We start from the raw sequence: 17,588 nt of genomic DNA on the forward strand, positions 1-17,588 counted from the left end.
TAAGCGCGGAAAAAACATTAAAGAAGAAGATGCTCTTGATTATGTATTCGGCTGCACGATATTTAATGACGTGACAGCAAGAGATCTTACAAAAAAAGATCCACAGTTTACGCGGGGCAAAGGATTTGATACATTCGGACCTTTGGGACCATGCATCGTTACCGGGGTAGATCCTACAAACTTAAGGATTGTGACCACTTTAAACGGCCGCGTCGTCCAAGACGGAAATACCAATGAAATGTCTTTAAGCATTCCATTTTTAATCAGCTGGCTTTCACAGGTAATGACACTGGAGCCCGGTGATATTTTGGCCACGGGTTCACCATCTGGCAGCTGCATGATCAAGTCGGGTGATGAAGTCGTTGTTGAAGTCGAGAATATCGGTCGGTTATGTAATGGTGTCCAGTAGGATTTGCTGGAATTCTTAATACATTAAAAAAGATCAGAGCTGCCTTTAAGGCAGCTTTTTCTTTAATTAAGGATATAATGGAATGGATGATAATTTGTTGAGTATTTAAATGGAGGAATTACGATCAGTCTTTTCAATCATAAACGGTATGTAAATATTTTTTAGTTAACATGGCTTGTTATACGAATGAAATTTAATATGTTTTTACGCCTGAAGCATTCGTTGAAATCACTAATTCAATGTATTATCCCAACCAAACCAAAATAGAAATCTGTTATTAAACTACCATTAAAATAAACATCCCTACCTCCAAAAAATGACAATACCAAAGAAGAATCACGGGTGTTAATTGAATAACGAAAGAGCTGTCTTGATTGACAGCTCCTAACTTCAAGAATGTCGTGGGCGTAATGCGATTGGGCGATACCCTCCAAAAGAAAGACATCGCCAGGCTCAAAAGGTTAAACCACATTACACAAGAATATTTATATCCCATAGTTGTCTTTTGATGCTATCTTTTTTTCGGCCCTTTTTTCCCTTTAGGGCCCTTGGGGCCCTTGCCATGTTTCCCCTCACCGGTTCCAGCTGAATCTCCTCCATCATGAGGACCTTTATCGCCTTTAGGTTCCGAGAGCTCCTGGGTTTGCCCTGACTCGATGGAGGCTGTATCATCTTTCGATCCTTTTTTTCCTTTGGCACCTTTGCCCTTTTTCCCCTCGCCGGTTCCCGCTGATTCTCCTTCTTCATGAGAACCTTTATGGCCTTTAGGTTCTGAGAGCTCCTGAGTTTGCCCTGACTCGGTGGAGGCTGTATCATCTTTCGATCCTTTTTTCCCTTTGGCACCTTTGCCATGCTTTACCTCACCGGTTCCCGCTGATTCTCCTTCTTCATGAGGCCCTTTATGGCCTTTAGGTTCCGAGAGCTCCTCGGTTTGGACTGACTCGGTGGAGGATGCGCCATCTTTCGGTCCTTTTTTCCCTTTGGCGCCTTTGTCCTTTTTCACGTCACCGGTTCCCGCTGAATCTCCTCCTTCATGAGGACCTTTATCGCCTTTAGGTTCCGAGAGCTCCTCGGTTTGCCCTGACTTGGTGGAGGATGTATCATCTTTCGGTCCTTTTTTCCCTTTGGCACCTTTGCCCTTTTTCCCCTCAGCGGTTCCCGCTGAATCTCCTCCTTCATGAGGACCTTTATCGCCTTTAGGTTCAGAGAGCTCCTCGGTTTGCACTGACTTGGTGGAGGCTGTATCATCATCTTTCGATCCTTTTTTTCCTTTGGCACCTTTGCCCTTTTTCCCCTCACCGGTTCCCGCTGTTTCTCCTCCTTCATGTGAACCTTTATGGCCTTTAGGTTCCGAAAGCTCCTGGGTTTGCCCTGACTCGGTGGAGGCTGTACCATCTTTCGGCCCTTTTTTCCCTTTGGTGTCTATTTCTTCTTTTACCTCTTGAGTTGCAGGCACTGGCTGATCTTTTTTATTAGATTTTTTCTTCATTTTTTCACCAACTTATTAAATTTATTTTCTTGATTAACTTATGAAAAAAATCCGGAATTTGATTAGACTCCAATACATTAATTTTGCAAAGATTTTTGATCACTTTCTAAAGAGTGATTTCAATCGCGAAACTTCCTCATCCTATTTAGCAAACAACCATCTGTATTTTCATTTTCCCCTGTCACAAAATCCTTCATGTAATAGGTCAAATATTGAGCATAATGATTGTTTGTTGTTAACAATAACTCGTCCACATAATATACACCTTTAGGTATTTGGTCGAGCAAAAGTACGGTTAATGAAGCGTAGATACCGCACGCTACCTGAAAATAGGTCGCATTGGTTTTATATTCTGAAAACACCGCATCATTGTTTAAAATATTGTACATATATCGCTCCTTGTCTTTAAACACAAGAAGCACCCCCACCAAATCTTCCCCTTTCAATGGCGCCTCAAGCGGATCAAGAACCTTCATTTCATGATTCCATAATTCATCAACGTCATCCAGATGGGAACGGATTAACTCGGTGGTATGTTCATTCACTTTATATAAAAAGCCACCTTCCATATCATACAACTGACATAACGTATATACTTCTTCGTGAGGCATCAAACAACCATAAAACTGGTTCCCGCCTAAATTCACTTTGAATTCAAGGTTATAAACTGGCTCGTATAAGAAGAGTGGTGTGTGGTGCTGGATAAGCATCGGGTAGCTCATGATCGCTTCATCAAGGAAACATTCTGGTGACCAGGTTGTATAGATGACGTCCTCTTTTGCCAATTTCTTATCCTTAAAAAAAGAAGTGTCCTGTTCAACAATATAGCAAGCAATTGGTGAGTCTTGGGCATATTGGTTGAGAAGCTCTATCGCCATCCATTGAACGACTCCTGGATTCATCCCGGAGCAAACGATAGCGGACGTATTGGTGAAAGTTTTTTTGAATTTTTCAAAGTATCTAATTCTCTCAATCAAAGGGAATCCGGCATACAAATCTTCATTTTCGTCAATCATCGTGTTCTCCAAGGCAGAATTAACATATTTCACACCGAATTCATTGCAGCATTTCAGCATCTCCACTGTGTCAGCATAGGAAAGATCAACCACAATATCTGTTTTTGTGCTCTCCAGATGCTTTTTTAATGTCATCGTATCCATTAAATCAAATTCGTGTAGCAAAAGCTTATTGACTAAATTAGGGAAAAGATTATGGTAATACTCTAGTTCTTTTTGTTTCACATCGATTAAGTGTATTTTGTCATTAAAAATGGTGTCGTGAATCGGGTCTTTATTATCGAGTATCGATTTATTTAATATTGCGAGTAATGACTTTGCCACACCGCCAGCGCTTCCCAGAATGGAGATCACTGTATTTTTGGCCTTCATATTCATATCTCGTCCAAATCCTTTTTATATAACATATGTAAAACCTATACGAAATGATATGGACGGGTTCCACAACACTCCAAAGTGAATAGAAATTATTTTATGGAAATGGTACAAACCATTTATCTTATTGAACATAAAATAGTTATACAAGCATGGTAGGTAACAGTTGCTCTATCGTAAACTGTAAAACTTCCATAATTGCTATTACTTGAAAGGAAGTGGAATTATTTGGATTCGAATGGACGGCATCTCATTATAGATGCTAAGGAATGCGAGGCAGAAATTCTAAATGATGCGAAGTTGTTGGAAAGAATTTTAACCAAAGCGGTGTCTGATTTAGGAATGGAGATTTTAAATACTCATTTCCATTCATTTTTGCCTCACGGGGTAACGGGTGCCATCATTCTCTCAACTTCCCATTTTTCGATTCATACATGGCCGGAACACCGTTATGCAGCTTTAGATTTATATACGTGCGGAAATCAGGAATTATGGCCAGTATTAGAAGAGCTTCTTATCGAAATGAAAGCGGGTTCCGCTTGTGTTTATGAACTTTCACGCGGACATGAATCAAGAAATGAACCTGCCATAAAAGATCTTATTTTCACTCATGATGGCAGTAAAAAGAAAGATAGTGAAAGGAATGTAGAATTACGGGATGATCGCGGAAATGCATATGATAGTATACAGTTAAAGGAACTTGTGGAAGGACAACATAATATTCTCTATCATGGTTCCAGTCAATTTCAAGATATTACTTTAGTTGAGGCCAATGACCTGCGGTTATATTTAGATCAAGAGTTACAATTTTCTTCATTGGATGAAAGGCATTATCATGAAGCATTAGTATTCCCTGCGATGGAGATGGCTTCTGATCATGAACGGGTTCTCATATTAGGAGGTGGAGATGGACTTGCTTTACGTGAAGTTCTTAAATATCCCAACGTAAAACATGTCGATCTTGTTGATATTGATCCTCAGGTGATTGAACTTGCAAAGACAAATCCAAAATTAAAAACTCAAAATAATCGTTCTCTATTGGACGAAAGGGTAAATATTCATTTTGAAGATGCAAAGAAATTTATTTTAAGGGAATTGCAGCCCTACAACGTAATAATTATTGATTTTCCGGATCCCGTTGACCCAGTCATTAGCTCATTATATACAATTGAATTGTTCAGTCAAACAGCAAAAATATTATCCAAACAAGGTGTGTTAGTTTGCCAGTCCAATTCACCAGAAGATACACCAACAGTATTTTGGAGTATTGGTAAAACTATTAATAAGGCCGGTCTTAATACACTTGAATACAATGTTATTGTCCCATCTTTTGGCTTATGGGGATTTCATTTAGCAGCACATTTCAAGCTTCCAAGAATTATTCCGAGTATTTCTGTCCAACATCAGGCTCTGACTTCAGATATGTCGAATTTGTTCACTATTCCTTCGCCAATTAAGGAAGTACGGGGAAAAGCCGTTATGAATAGCCTCAAAAATCTAAAATTACACGAACTGTATAAAAACGAAATAGAAAAATGGTAACCAAACACCATGTTTTTTTAGAGAGTTTTGCTGCTTAAAATGACTCCGGTAATACGCCGGGGTCTTTTTTTGTATCTTTCTGGGTATATTCGTTTTAATAATCCGCTAAACAGCGATCCACTCTTCATTTAGGTTCATTAAAGTTGGACTATTCATTACACCAATTCATCTGTTAGATGATGAGCGAATTTCTTAAATGGATTTCGCGCCATCTTTTTACCCTCCTATCATAGAGTTCATTCAGTCATTTCAGTCATTTATTCATTTAACCCCAGGAAAATCTAAAGGTTAGTGCATATACACATTTTTAATGAATTTCAGCTGTATGGATAGAAGTTGGACATTTACCACGACACAATGTCATTCCATGACACATATACATACAGGGTAAATGATTATATAGGAGGGGCAACATTATGAATAAGGAATGGTTAACGAATTTGGTTGGGAAAGTTCTAAAGGTAGATAGAGGAGGGCCAGAATCTCGGACAGGATTATTATTAGGGGTATATGATGACCACTTATCGATTTTAACTGAACAAGAAGGTGTTATCTACTATAAAACCGACCATATAAAAAGTATTACCGAGAATGTAAAGAAGGGGTTCCAATTTCAATTGGAAATTCCCGAAGATTTTACTTTTAAAACAGCTGCAACTTTTAAAGGCTTACTAGATGACCTTAGAAATCAATGGGTAAATATTAACCGAGGCGGTCCTGAGAAGCTTGAAGGCGTACTTCATGATATTAATGATGAATTTGTAACGTTAATACTAAACGAAGAAGTTATTCGCCTGTCAATGTTCCATATCCGCAGTATCAGTTACGGGGCAAGAGTAGAGAAACAAAAAGAAGATGAAAAATCGGAAAAAAATAAAAATAACAAAGACGATGGAAAATCGGATAAAAATAAAGATAACAAAGCCGAAGAAAAAGAAAAATAGTATATCCCATAAATGATGTGTCGCTTCTGAACAGAAGCGACCATCCAACTAATAAGGGGGGACTCATCAGATGAAAAAACAAAATTTTCAAGAGGCACTTCATTCACTGATAGGTTTTAATGTAAGTATCATTTCCGATGATAAAACCGTTCATGATGGGGTGGTACTGGATGTGAAAAGCGACTTTATCGTCATTCAAATGAATCCTGATAAACCATGTTATTTTAACTTAAATCAGGTTTATGCCCTATCAAAAAACACCAAGGAATTCCAAGTTCAAATACTTGACCACGAACTAACACAGAAACAAAGCTTTACAGAATTAATAAATGAACTCAAAGGTCATTGGGTGACAATAAACAGAGAGAATAATCTATCCTTGGATGGATTTTTAAGTACCGTAACTAATGATTATATCGTTTTATTAAATAAGGATAAGCAACTATATATCCAATTATCAAATATACTTTATATTTTCAAAGGGATAGAGAATAAGGAATCGTCAGAGAACAAACAACAGGAAAATAAGGACGGAAAAACTGAAAATAAACAGTCAGAGTCAGATCAAGTTAAGGAAAGTGATTCCATGTTGATGGAAGACACTGAAGTTAATTCCAAAGAGAAGGAAGAGCCGGTTGAAGAGAAACAAGAACAGGCCATTTTAACTATTGGAAAAGAAGAACAACCCTTACCAACTGAAATAAGCGCATATCCGGAAGTTTTATCTGTCGTGAAGGAAGAGCCGGTTGAAGAGAAACAAGAACAGGCCATTTTAACTATTGGAAAAGAAGAACAACCCTTACCAACTGAAATAAGTGCATATCCGGAAGTTTTATCTGTCGTGAAGGAAGAGCCGGTTGAAGAGAAACAAGAACAAGCCATTTTAACTATTGGAAAAGAAGGACCAACTTCACCAACTGAAAGAAGTACACATGCAGAAGTTTTATCTGATGTAAGAGAAGAACAGACTGTTCAATCTTCAGTAAATGAAGTGAACAAAAATCAATCCAATGTAAAGAAAAGTACTAATAAATATAAGAAACAAAAGTCCACTGAAAAAAAGAAAAAAAGTGAGAAGGAAAACCCTTCAGAATCTAATCCTGAAATAAGTGCACACCCGGAAGTTTTATCTAACGTGAGGGAAGAACTCACTCTTCAATCTACAGTAAATGAAGTGAACAAAGATCAGTCCAATGTAATAAAAAAAAGTGCGGATAAAAAATATAAGAAACAAAAATCCCGTGAAAAGAAGAAAAAAGAAGGTAAGAAGGAAAACCCTTCAGTAACTAATAATAAAGATAGACAAGACGAAATCCAAGAAAACCTGACTGAAGTATTCAGGAACTCAAGCCCTCAAGAAATGAACGAACAATCCGCGAAGAAAAATGATTTAAAAGAAAAAAGAAAACTGATAGATAAGAAATGTTACGAATTAATAAAGTCCACTGAAAAAATGAGTACAGACAATGGAAATCAAAAAAACGAATATTATTCATTGATGAAGTTTGCCGAAAAAATGCATGGGAAATTGAAGGCAAAACGGTCAAAGCCTTAAGATACAATTCAAGGCTAATTGAAAGGAGGACTTGGAATGATGATTTTGTTTTTTTCTGTAATTGGGGGAGTCTTCTATTCTTTTTTTGTAAAACCTCAAAATCAAACCACTCCTGATACCGTAAAAATTACACCATCCAAAAACAAGGCGGCGGAGGTAAATGCTTAGTTCACAAATTGTCTTGATGTCAATAATTTTCACTTTAACAATTATTCTCATGTTATGGAGACCATTTGGGATTAATGAAACGATACCTACTACAATAGGTGCCTTGACTGTGTTAGTTGCAGGCATTGTTCCTTGGATGGATGTTTTAAATATATTTGATATTATCAGGGGCGCATCTTTAACCATATTATCCACCATAATGATGTCTATTGTACTTGAGAGCATTGGTTTTTTTAGGTGGATTGCTTTGAATATCATCACCCGGTCAAAGGGTTCAGGGATTAGATTATTCGTTTACACTAATCTCCTATGTTTTTTCATGACCATGTTTTTCAATAACGATGGAAGTATCCTTATCACAACACCTATCATTATTCACATTATAACGTTACTAAAGATTAAACCTCACCAAAAAATCCCCTTTCTAATATCAGGAGCTTTAATTGCAACGGCAGCGAGTGCCCCAATAGCAGTAAGCAATATTTCCAATTTGATTGCACTAAAAATTGTAGGATTGAGCCTTAATAGTTATATCAATATGATGTTTGTTCCTTCAATGATAGGGATTTTAACAATCGGGTTATTACTTTATCTATATTTTAAGAAGGACCTTCCAAAGAAAATTCCCAGTGTTCCTGTAAAATGGGATAATACCTTTTCACGCTATGTACAAACTCATCCACTCGATGTTAAACAACAAACCGAAAATAACGATTGGAAGTTGTTTAAAATGAGTTTTGCCATCGTCATTTTAACTCGGGCGAGCTTCTTCGCACTTACACCATTTGGGGTTCCCTTGGAATTGATCGGTATGGTGGGAGCGTTCCTTTTAATATTACTGAGATGGTATAAAACCAAAACGGGTCTTAGCGATATTGTAAAGAAAACACCTTGGCATGTTCTTTTATTTGCTTTCAATATGTACGTGCTGGTATATGGTTTGAAGAATGTCGGCTTGAATGATTATCTAGTCAGCAATTTAAAACCCTTAATAATGGACAGCCCATTCAACGCTACCATGATCATGGGCATATTATTAACGATCCTTTCCAATTTATTTAACAATCTTCCTGCAGTCATGATAGGGACTTTGTCGATAACAGAGATGGGATTGGATCCTCACCTTGTACAAATTGCTTATCTAGCTAACGTGATTGGAAGCGATATTGGTGCTTTGTTAACGCCTGTTGGTACGCTGGCTACATTAATTTGGATGTATATATTGAAGAAACACTCCATCAATATATCATGGGGAAAGTATCTTAGGGTTACCTTTTTGATAATTCCAATAGGGTTAATCGTAAGTTTGATCTCACTGTATTTTTGGACCACTTGGTTATTAAAGTAGGAAGGAGGGGTGATTATGAATAAAATCTTACAAAAGCTCAGAGGAGAAACAATTAAAATAGAAGTTTCCGGAAAAAAGTTTTTTCTCGGTACATTGGTAGACACAGGTATTGATGTAGTGGTTATCTTTAATGGAAAGGATTTTGTGTATCTTCCAATAATTCATATTCAAAATTGTAAAGTGAATACTACGGAAAACGAAGAGATTTCCCTTCCTGTAGACTCACCTGTAATTGAAGCTGAGGTAGAATTATCACTACGAAAAACTCTTTTATCCGCGAAAGGGATGTTCACGGAAATATACGTAACTGGTAACCAGCCTTTACATGGTTATATAACAAGGGTGATGAATAATTACTTTGAATTTTACTCACCGGTTTATAAGAATATGTATATACCTTTAATGCATTTAAAGTGGATTATCCCATACACAGACAATCAAACACCTTATGGTTTAAGTAACAAGGACCTTCCTGTACATCCATCAAAACTTTCAATGGCAAGAACCTTTGAAGTACAAGTGGAAAAAATGGTCGGTAGCTTAATAATTTTTAATATAGGAGAACAGTCCAATTTAATTGGACAAATTAATAAGTTAGAAGATAATTTTGTCGAACTTATTACGGCTAGGGAGGAACCTGTATATTTAAATCTTCATCATATTAAAACAGTTCACCTACCCTGAATGAAAGGCAGCAAATATGCTGCCTTTTGTTTTTTCTTCTCTAAAGTGTAAACAAGGTGAGAGTACTTTAGAAAAAAAACCACATCTTACATATGAATATTTTTGTAAAAAATAGGTGTTTTGAGAGTTAGAAATCATAAATGCAGAGAGCAAAAGCTTAGGAATTTTTTAATGATTAACTTTCTGCATTTAGCTGTCGCTTTTTAGTGAGAAAGAACACCTGAAGCCACCCCTTAAAATTCACATTGAATGCCAAAACTAAAAACTGATAGAGCCGCTCAAATGGTTGGCGAATTTTTTTAAATTTCGAACAGTCATTTTGAAATGATAACTGAGAAGGGAGAAGGGAGAATAAAACTTTTTTCACGATCTGTCTTTAAGGCATTTTTATCTTATTGAACTAAATGAATTTTTCTTGAAGTAGAAAATATGCTTTGAATGAAGAACAAGAGGGGCGACCTGGCCTATTGGTTTTTTAAAAGCAGACGGTACAGCGGGAATCTTAGAGGTTTTCACTATACCGTCTATAATTAAGCGGTGTGAAAAATAAAATATCTTCAAGTTTTTTATTGTATATGAGAGTTTTCTTTGGGATACGGCTGTATATAGAATCCATCCGTTTCTGACCATTCTCCATATAGGATATCCTCAATTTTTTTATAATTCCTCTTCTGAAGCCCTTCCAGAAGCCATTCTTTTGATTTTTTCACGGATCGAAGTTCTTCCTCTTTTATTTGGCCTTCTTCAATTACTAAGATAGAAGGTGCTTCATCCCTAGGATTGAGGTCAAGCATATCTGGTGTGATGCTTCCCGCCTTAGAATGAAGCTTTACACTGATGTCCCCGCCAGGCTCAAGATATAAATCTCGCACTTCCCGGAGAGTGAACACCCCCTGTTTCCGCAGCATGGTTCGAACCTGTTCAATTTCCAGGTGATTTTTTTTCATTTGTTTTATATCCAATTCGCCATTACGAATAATCAAAGAAGGATGTCCTTTGAACAATTTTTTCATGCGATCACTTTTTTGAGCGGAAATCTCAATGATATAAACGGAAATCCCCCAAAGGCAAATGGCAAATAGAATCTGCCAGATCGACACTTTTTCATCGTAAATGCCTTCTTCCAGAATGCCGCCTAATACTAAAGCGTAAATAAAATCAAAAGGGGTCACTTGAGACATTTCTTTTTTTCCAAGGAGCCTTGTCACTGCCAGGAGTCCAGCCAGCCCAATCACCAGCTTCGTTGCTATTTCCAGATAAAACATTTTATCACCTCACCTTTTTTCCCTTTCTCCTTTTTAACAATCATTTAAACCAAATTTCACCTGGTATTTATATCACACGGCAGAGTACCGTTTTCTGCAATTCTATTAAAGAAGAATACCCAACATCAGAGGCGGTATTATCCTATTAAATAAAAGAAGACGGTACAGCGAGAATCTATAGAGATTTTCACCGTACCGCCTATTTTTAAATGAACATAAAGTTGTTAAAGTGCCTATTCATTACCAATCATTTTTCAAAACAATTTTTCCTATCGCCTTGCCTGACTCCAAGTACTCATGAGCTTTTGAGACTTCATCAAACGTGAACATGTTTGGATCCACAAGCAGGCGAAGCTTACCTTCCTCAACCACCTTGGCAACCTTCTTCAAAATCTCTCCATATTGCTTATGCATGTCCTTATTTAATATCTTCAACAACATAAAGGTAACATGGAGGGAAAGTCCCTTTGAATGCACTGGGGAGAGGTCATGAGTCGAACGGGCAGCAATGGCTGCCACCGTTCCATGTACCGCAGCCGCCTCAAAAGAGCGATCAAGGTTTTCTCCGCCTACCGTGTCAAACACAACGTCAAATCCTTTTCCGTCTGTATACTTTTGTACATAGTCGTGAACGCCTTCTTCTCGATAATTGATCGTTACATCTGCCCCAAGGCGCGTGCCAATCTCCAGCTTCTCTTGCGAAGAGGCAGTTGTATAGACTGTCGCGCCTTTCCATTTGGCCAGCTGAAGGGCAATGTGGCCTACACCGCCGGTTGCTGCATGGATCAGTATATCCTGACCAGGGACTAGATGTGCCCGATTGAATAATGCTTCCCAAGCGGTAATGGCAACCAGTGGTAAAGCAGCGGCTTCTTCCATCGTCAAATTCTTCGGCTTGTGAGCAAGTAAATCAGCATCTGCAAGCATGAACTCTGCAAGTGCACCGCCAGTCCCTTTAAAACCACCTGCGCATCCAAACACTTCATCGCCAACTTTAAACACAGTCACTCCTTCTCCCACTGCAGATACCAAACCTGCGACATCACCATGTAAAACGGCTGGAAACTCGGGTGAAACGGCTGGAACTGCACCAGCACGGACTTTCGTATCAATAGGATTTACACTTGAAGCCTTGACTTGAATAAGTACATGTCCAGGTTTTAATTCGGGTTTTGAAACCTCTTCAAGCTGAAATACGGATGGATCGCCAAAAGATTGAATGATTTGTGCTTTCACTTTAGTCACTCCTATTTATTTTTATGGGGAATTTCTTAAGTATCTCAGGGAATAGGATGAAATGTAAGAATATTTAGTCTTTACTTGTAAAATCAATGATACTTTATCTACTATAAAATTAAAAGTTACGCACATTTTTTAAAGGGAATTAAGAGAAGTCTCTTAAATCATTAAAATATTAATATGATTAGGGGCTATCAAGGTATTTGGCGAAGTTTCAGTAATATGTGGAATTGTAATTTTATCGTATGAAAAGTTAATGAACTAACGGGGTATGTTAATTATTGAATGAGTTCGTGAAAAAGGCCTTAATGATTAAAGGGGGAGAAGGATGGAAATTCGTTCAGTGAAAGGGTCAGATTACTATGCCATATCGCCGCTAATCAATGAATGGTGGGGAGGAAGGCAAATGTCTGATATGCTACCGAAATTATTCTTTGATCATTTTACAAATACAAGTTTCATAGCCGAAAAGGAAGGGAACATAGTCGGTTTCCTAATAGGGATTCTATCTCAATCTCAGCCTGATGAGGCATATATTCACTTTGTCGGAGTTCATCCTGAATACAGAAAAAGTGATATCGGAAGACAGTTATATAATCAATTTTTCGATGTCGTTTATCAAAAAGGCCGCAATGTTGTCCATTGTGTAACATCTCCAGTCAACAAATCTTCAATCGCCTATCATACCAAGATGGGATTGGAAATGGAAGAGGGAGATACATTCATTGATGGTGTTTCAGTCCACTCTGACTATGACGGACATAATCAAGATAGAGTTTTATTCGTGAAAAAGTTAGCAATGAACTAAGGTCGACCAGTAAAAATCCGGTCGACCTTTTTCTTATAGAATCCACTAAGGCAGGACTGGACTGTCAGCTAAAGCGGGTTTTATTCATTGCTAATGCTGCCTGGAATAGCATATTTCTCTTTAGAACCTCATAATTATCTAATCTGCTCATTGTATGCCCCCTTCATTTCTTCTTCTTAGGCAGCTCTTTATGGTCCTATAGGGACAGGATAGTTCAATAAGGATAAGATATAATTTGGATTAATATACATAATTTTAAGAAAAATAGAAAGGAAGCATGAATATGACGGAAATGATACCACTGACATTGGAGAATTTGGAGCTATGCATCGAACTCTACATGAACGTTTTTAATCGTGAACCATGGAATGAAAGATGGACCTATGAAACGGCTAAAGAGAGACTTTCCGACTTATTGCATACACCTAAATTTCTTGGGTTTTTATTTCATATTGATCATAAACCAGTTGGTTTCATTGCTGGAAATAGTAAAGTGTCTGATCAAGGTTTAACGTATTATTTGGCAGAACTTTGTGTGAATAATCAAATGCAAGGCAAAGGGCATGGCTCAAAAATGCTTCGAGCTTTGGAAGCTGAACTGCAGAAGAGAGAGATTAAAAGTCTATATCTATTAACGGCCAATGACGGGCTTGCAGAAGCATTTTATCTGAAGAATGATTATGTTGTAAATGAAGATAGGGTGGTCATGAAGAAAAATTTTTTGAAAAATAGTCAAGGGACGTGATGGAATTGTCGAAATCTGTAAAGTTGTATCAATTAAGCCGAAAAGTACATAAATGGACTGGATTGGTTTTATCCATTTTTTTTATGTTCATTGCAGTCACGGGCCTCGTGCTTGTTTATATGATTCCACTCGGAGTGGCTGATGAGTTAAGGACGGGGAAAGAGGCAAGTCCAGATCAAGCGATACCTATGGAGAAGGTCGTGTCCATTGCTGTGTCTCAGGATCTACCAGGTGCGGATTCGGTTGAAGATATATTTAGAATCGAATATAGGCCAAGTGCAAATGTGTACCAGGTTCGCTTTAATAACGGTCAAGGTGTCCAAATGGATGTGAGTACGGGAAAAGTGTTATCCACAAATCCGGATTACTCGACGTTCCTCATTACCTTGCATGATGGAACCTTCTTTGGTGATTGGTATAGATACAGTATCCTCACACTGACGGGTTTATCCTTGATCCTGCTCTCGTTTTCCGGTTATTACATGTTCGGGTATCCTCTCTATAAGCGTCTAATGGCGAATAAAAGGAAATCTTAATATGAGGTGGTAATGTGTCCATAAAAGGGTTGAATCACTTTTTATTTTCAGTTTCTGATTTAGACAGTTCCATAGAATTTTATCAAAAGGTTTTTGATGCGAAATTATTAGTTAAGGGCCGAACCACAGCTTACTTTGATTTGAATGGAATGTGGATTGCCCTGAATGAAGAAAAAGATATTCCCCGTAATGAAATAAGCCAATCATACACACATATCGCCTTTTCCATAGAGAAAGCCGACTTCATGAACATGTACGAGAAAATGATCGGATTGAATGTAAACATCCTGTCAGGACGTCCAAGAGATGAAAAAGATAAGAAGTCCATTTATTTCACTGATCCAGATGGTCATAAGTTTGAGTTTCATACAGGGACTTTACAAAATAGAATAGATTACTACAAACAAGAAAAAGCCCATATGGAGTTTTTCGACTGATAAGTAAGCCATCTTCAAATGAAAAGGGGAATGTTCATGAAAACTATTGGCCTTATTGGCGGCATGAGCTGGGAGTCATCGTTGGAATATTATCGAATCATCAATGAAGAGGTAAAAGCCAAATTAGGAGGATTGCATTCAGCCAAGTGCATTTTATATAGCGTGGACTTTGAGGAAATCGAACGCTGCCAAGCTGAAGGGGATTGGGAAAGCTCCGGCAAATTATTAGGCGATGCAGCTCTGTCTTTGGAAAAGGCAGGTGCCGAAATGATTCTAATTTGTACAAATACGATGCATAAAGTGATTGGATATATTGAAGAAAAAGTCAGTTTACCGATTTTGCACATTGCTGATTCAACGGCAAAACAAATTCAAAAGTCCAAAATCAGTACGGTTGGTTTACTTGGCACTAAATATACGATGGAGCAAGACTTTTATAAAACACGAATTGAGACTAACGGTATCAAGGTCCTGATACCAAGCGAAGAGGATAGAAAAGTCATCAATAAAGTGATTTATGAAGAATTATGTTTAGGGGAAGTTCAACAATCATCAAGGGACTATTACAAAAAGGTTATCAAGGGGTTAGTTGATGATGGAGCGGAAGGAATAATACTAGGCTGCACAGAAATTGGATTACTAGAAATAAAACCCGAGGATTCCGAAGTGCCATTATTCGATACAGCTGTCATACATGCCATCGAATCCGTTAATATGGCATTGGAAAAATGAAGTGATCACATTGTGCTTTAAAAAGGAAGGTTGCTGCGGCGGCCTTTTTTTTGTGAAGCTAGGGGTAGGTTAATTCAGGTAAAATAACCAAATTAATGCAATTGTGTGTTAAAGTCTTACTAGAAGATATGGTATTCGAATTTAAAGGGAGATAAAGATGCGAAATGTAACATATATATTTATTACTAGTTTAATTTGGATCTTATCAGGAACTTTTTTGTTCATCCATAATAGTAAGGGTCTGATGAATGTTAGTCCTTGGGGGATGCACACTTTTGAAAATATAACGATACAAATAGCGGTTATTCTATTACCGGTTATTGGACTATTTTTGTCAATTCTTATTAAGAAGAGAGTCATAAAGTACGTAATGATTTTAGGGTGTTTAATGAATATTTATTATCTCTCCATTCCATGTATCTTTGCTTGGATACATTACTTTCAGGTCATTTGATACAGTAAAACACTTTTGAATTTATATTTCAGTAAAGGAGACGATGGGATTTGCTTAAGATTGATACAGTTTTTTCATATGTTCTTCTCGGAGTAATAGTTTTTTATGCCTTGGAATGGTTAGCTGTTGGTTCAGGTTTCGGGGTACTTGTTGGCGGAAGTTTTGGTTTACTTTTATATATAGCTAATCATTTTAGTGAAAATCAAAAAACAATGGGCAATGCGGAAGAACCTGATGACAAGCAATAAATATTAATATCCTAGGCTAACGGGTGTTTTACATTAATAAAAGGGTTGCTGTGGCAGCGCTTTTTCTTATGGAACAAACGGGGTAGATTAGTTCAACAAGAGATTCCATAAAACCTCATTTTCTTATACAGCTCCTGGGCTTCTTTAGAAGCTTGTTTTATATAAGTTACCTTCCTATATGAATAAAGGCAGCTTTCAGTTTTTTGCTGAAAGCTGCCTTGTTAATATTTTATATCTACATTAGTCTAACTATCATAGCTCTTTGCTTGGACTTTTCCGAGACCAAACAACTACAGGAATAAGCACTAGTGACAGAATGGCTCCAGAAAGTGATAATGCTGCAAAACTAGAATGAGCGACTACCATTCCTGATACGCCACCACCAGCTGCTCCTGACAGTGCAAATAGTACATCGACTGATCCTTGTGTTTTTGCACGTACAGATGGGTGTGTTGAATCTATAATGAGAGCAGTCCCGCTTATTAAACCAAAGTTCCAGCCTAAACCTAGCAGTACTAACGCCAGGGTAAGCAGTGGCATTGAACCTACGGGTGCAAAAGCTGCCACCAATCCTGAGGTTAGGAGTGTAGCACCAGAAGCAACAGCCATAGTAATACGGCCAAGCTTATCTACCAGTATACCTGTCAATGGTGAAGGAAGGTACATAGCTGCTATATGGAAACCTATAACTAATCCTACTTCTCCCAAGCCATGACCATGATGTCCCATATGAATTGGTGTCATTGTCATAATGGCTGCCATGACAAATTGAGTCAAAATCATAATTAAAGCCCCTACAACAACACCCTTTTTGTTTATGGTAGCATTCTTTAAGTTTGTCCCTGTCTGTACGCTATCGCCTTTTTTCTTAGCATTCGCAATAGCTGTGGACACAACCAAAGGGTCTGGACGAAGTAAAATTAAGATAAATAATCCGGCAATAATAAAAGCGGCGGCTGACAAGATAAAGGGGCCAGCCAAGGTTGGAACACCAATTGAATCCGCAAATTCCCCCATTCTATTGACTAAGTTAGGACCAACAACGGCACCCAAGGTAGTGGAAACCATGGCCATGCTTGCAGCAGTTGCCCTTTGTTTATCTGTTGCAAGGTCTGTTCCTGCATATCGCGCTTGTAGATTGGACGCTGTACCAGCTCCATAAATAAAAAGAGAAATAAATAAAAGTGGGATGCTGTTGGTTAAGGCTGCAATTATAACACCAATGGCACCTAACCCACCTGCAAGGAAACCGCCTGCAAGTCCTGCTCTCCGGCCAAAACGTTGCGAAGACCGGCCAATAAGCAGGGCAGCTCCTGCAGAACCTAAAGTAAATAGGGCAGTTGGAATTCCTGCCGCATTTTCAGTCCCTAGCATGTCTTGTGCAAGAAGCGCTCCTACTGTTATACCGGCTCCAAGTCCTGCTCCCCCAAAGATTTGTGAAAGAATCAAAATTCTTAATGTTTTTTTATAAAGGTGTATTTGTCTTTCTGGTGAATCAATATATTCTTGCAGCCATATAGGCTGGTGTGTTGAGGCATTTGTATCTTTTGCTGACATTGTCATGAACTTTACCTCCTAACGAAATATCCTTGTA

The 17,588-nt window shown here is 37.9% G+C and carries 18 protein-coding genes; 13 read left to right on the forward strand and 5 right to left on the reverse strand.

All coding sequences use genetic code 11. The features are described from left to right. Positions 1-409: fumarylacetoacetate hydrolase family protein (locus OTG27_RS25765; protein ID WP_268938510.1), on the forward strand; the 409-nt coding region annotated here is incomplete at its 5' end. A 511-nt stretch (positions 410-920) separates the two neighbouring features. Here the strand turns inward: OTG27_RS25765 and OTG27_RS25770 are convergent. Together OTG27_RS25770 and OTG27_RS25775 are read right to left on the reverse strand one after the other, a co-directional pair. Then, positions 921-1,898, reverse strand: a complete 978-nt coding sequence (locus OTG27_RS25770; RefSeq protein ID WP_268938511.1) for a putative sodium/potassium/calcium exchanger — start codon at positions 1,896-1,898, stop codon at positions 921-923. Positions 1,899-2,017: 119 nt separating this feature from the next. After that, on the reverse strand, positions 2,018-3,286 hold the full coding sequence (locus OTG27_RS25775; protein ID WP_268938512.1) for a Rossmann-fold NAD(P)-binding domain-containing protein: 1,269 nt from the start codon (positions 3,284-3,286) through the stop codon (positions 2,018-2,020). A gap of 231 nt (positions 3,287-3,517) precedes the next feature. Between OTG27_RS25775 and speD the strand changes: the two genes are divergently transcribed. The 6 genes from speD (at position 3,518) to OTG27_RS25810 (ending at position 9,530) form a co-directional block, all read left to right on the forward strand. Beyond that, the gene (speD, locus tag OTG27_RS26570; protein ID WP_307730192.1) at positions 3,518-4,831 is read left to right on the forward strand and encodes an adenosylmethionine decarboxylase; all 1,314 of its coding nucleotides are present in this window, start codon (positions 3,518-3,520) and stop codon (positions 4,829-4,831) included. A gap of 416 nt (positions 4,832-5,247) precedes the next feature. After that, a complete protein-coding gene (locus OTG27_RS25790) occupies positions 5,248-5,775 on the forward strand; it encodes a hypothetical protein (RefSeq protein WP_176474944.1) in 528 nt (175 codons plus the stop codon). Between the two features lie 70 nt (positions 5,776-5,845). Continuing rightward, complete coding sequence (locus OTG27_RS25795) at positions 5,846-7,330, forward strand: DUF2642 domain-containing protein (protein ID WP_268938513.1); 1,485 nt, start codon at positions 5,846-5,848, stop codon at positions 7,328-7,330. A gap of 36 nt (positions 7,331-7,366) precedes the next feature. Next, complete coding sequence (locus tag OTG27_RS25800; RefSeq protein ID WP_258249134.1) at positions 7,367-7,498, forward strand: hypothetical protein; 132 nt, start codon at positions 7,367-7,369, stop codon at positions 7,496-7,498. Then, complete coding sequence (locus tag OTG27_RS25805) at positions 7,491-8,846, forward strand: arsenic transporter (protein WP_268938514.1); 1,356 nt, start codon at positions 7,491-7,493, stop codon at positions 8,844-8,846. The genes OTG27_RS25800 and OTG27_RS25805 overlap by 8 nt, the downstream gene beginning before the upstream one ends. Positions 8,847-8,861: 15 nt before the next feature. Then, a complete protein-coding gene (locus OTG27_RS25810) occupies positions 8,862-9,530 on the forward strand; it encodes a DUF2642 domain-containing protein (protein WP_268938515.1) in 669 nt (222 codons plus the stop codon). A 566-nt stretch (positions 9,531-10,096) separates the two neighbouring features. Here OTG27_RS25810 and OTG27_RS25815 read toward each other — a convergent pair. Both OTG27_RS25815 and OTG27_RS25820 read right to left on the reverse strand, forming a co-directional pair. Then, positions 10,097-10,795 carry a DUF421 domain-containing protein gene (locus OTG27_RS25815; RefSeq protein WP_268938516.1) on the reverse strand — a complete coding sequence of 233 codons (699 nt, stop codon included), beginning with the start codon at positions 10,793-10,795 and terminating at the stop codon, positions 10,097-10,099. 240 nt (positions 10,796-11,035) lie between these two features. Next, complete coding sequence (locus OTG27_RS25820) at positions 11,036-12,031, reverse strand: zinc-dependent alcohol dehydrogenase family protein (RefSeq protein WP_268938517.1); 996 nt, start codon at positions 12,029-12,031, stop codon at positions 11,036-11,038. A gap of 331 nt (positions 12,032-12,362) precedes the next feature. Here OTG27_RS25820 and OTG27_RS25825 point away from each other — a divergent pair, with 331 nt between their 5' ends. The 6 genes from OTG27_RS25825 (at position 12,363) to OTG27_RS25850 (ending at position 15,994) form a co-directional block, all read left to right on the forward strand. Next, a complete protein-coding gene (locus tag OTG27_RS25825) occupies positions 12,363-12,842 on the forward strand; it encodes a GNAT family N-acetyltransferase (RefSeq protein ID WP_268938518.1) in 480 nt (159 codons plus the stop codon). 283 nt (positions 12,843-13,125) lie between these two features. After that, positions 13,126-13,587 carry a GNAT family N-acetyltransferase gene (locus tag OTG27_RS25830; protein ID WP_268938519.1) on the forward strand — a complete coding sequence of 154 codons (462 nt, stop codon included), beginning with the start codon at positions 13,126-13,128 and terminating at the stop codon, positions 13,585-13,587. A gap of 5 nt (positions 13,588-13,592) precedes the next feature. Then, complete coding sequence (locus OTG27_RS25835) at positions 13,593-14,123, forward strand: PepSY-associated TM helix domain-containing protein (protein WP_191929433.1); 531 nt, start codon at positions 13,593-13,595, stop codon at positions 14,121-14,123. 14 nt (positions 14,124-14,137) lie between these two features. Then, the gene (fosM, locus tag OTG27_RS25840) at positions 14,138-14,560 is read left to right on the forward strand and encodes a FosM family fosfomycin resistance protein (RefSeq protein WP_268938520.1); all 423 of its coding nucleotides are present in this window, start codon (positions 14,138-14,140) and stop codon (positions 14,558-14,560) included. A gap of 36 nt (positions 14,561-14,596) precedes the next feature. Beyond that, entirely contained in the window at positions 14,597-15,292 is a 696-nt protein-coding gene (locus tag OTG27_RS25845; RefSeq protein WP_268938521.1) for an aspartate/glutamate racemase family protein, read from the forward strand. A gap of 504 nt (positions 15,293-15,796) precedes the next feature. Beyond that, a complete protein-coding gene (locus tag OTG27_RS25850; protein ID WP_268565755.1) occupies positions 15,797-15,994 on the forward strand; it encodes a hypothetical protein in 198 nt (65 codons plus the stop codon). Positions 15,995-16,246: 252 nt separating this feature from the next. On the opposite strand, the gene OTG27_RS25855 is transcribed toward OTG27_RS25850, so the two are convergent. Then, positions 16,247-17,557, reverse strand: coding sequence for an MFS transporter (locus OTG27_RS25855; RefSeq protein WP_268938522.1), 1,311 nt, complete (start codon positions 17,555-17,557; stop codon positions 16,247-16,249). Positions 17,558-17,588 lie beyond the last annotated feature (31 nt).

This window comes from Peribacillus sp. AS_2, assembly GCF_026891895.1.
In the GTDB taxonomy this organism is placed as follows: Bacteria; Bacillota; Bacilli; order Bacillales; family DSM-1321; genus Peribacillus; species Peribacillus frigoritolerans.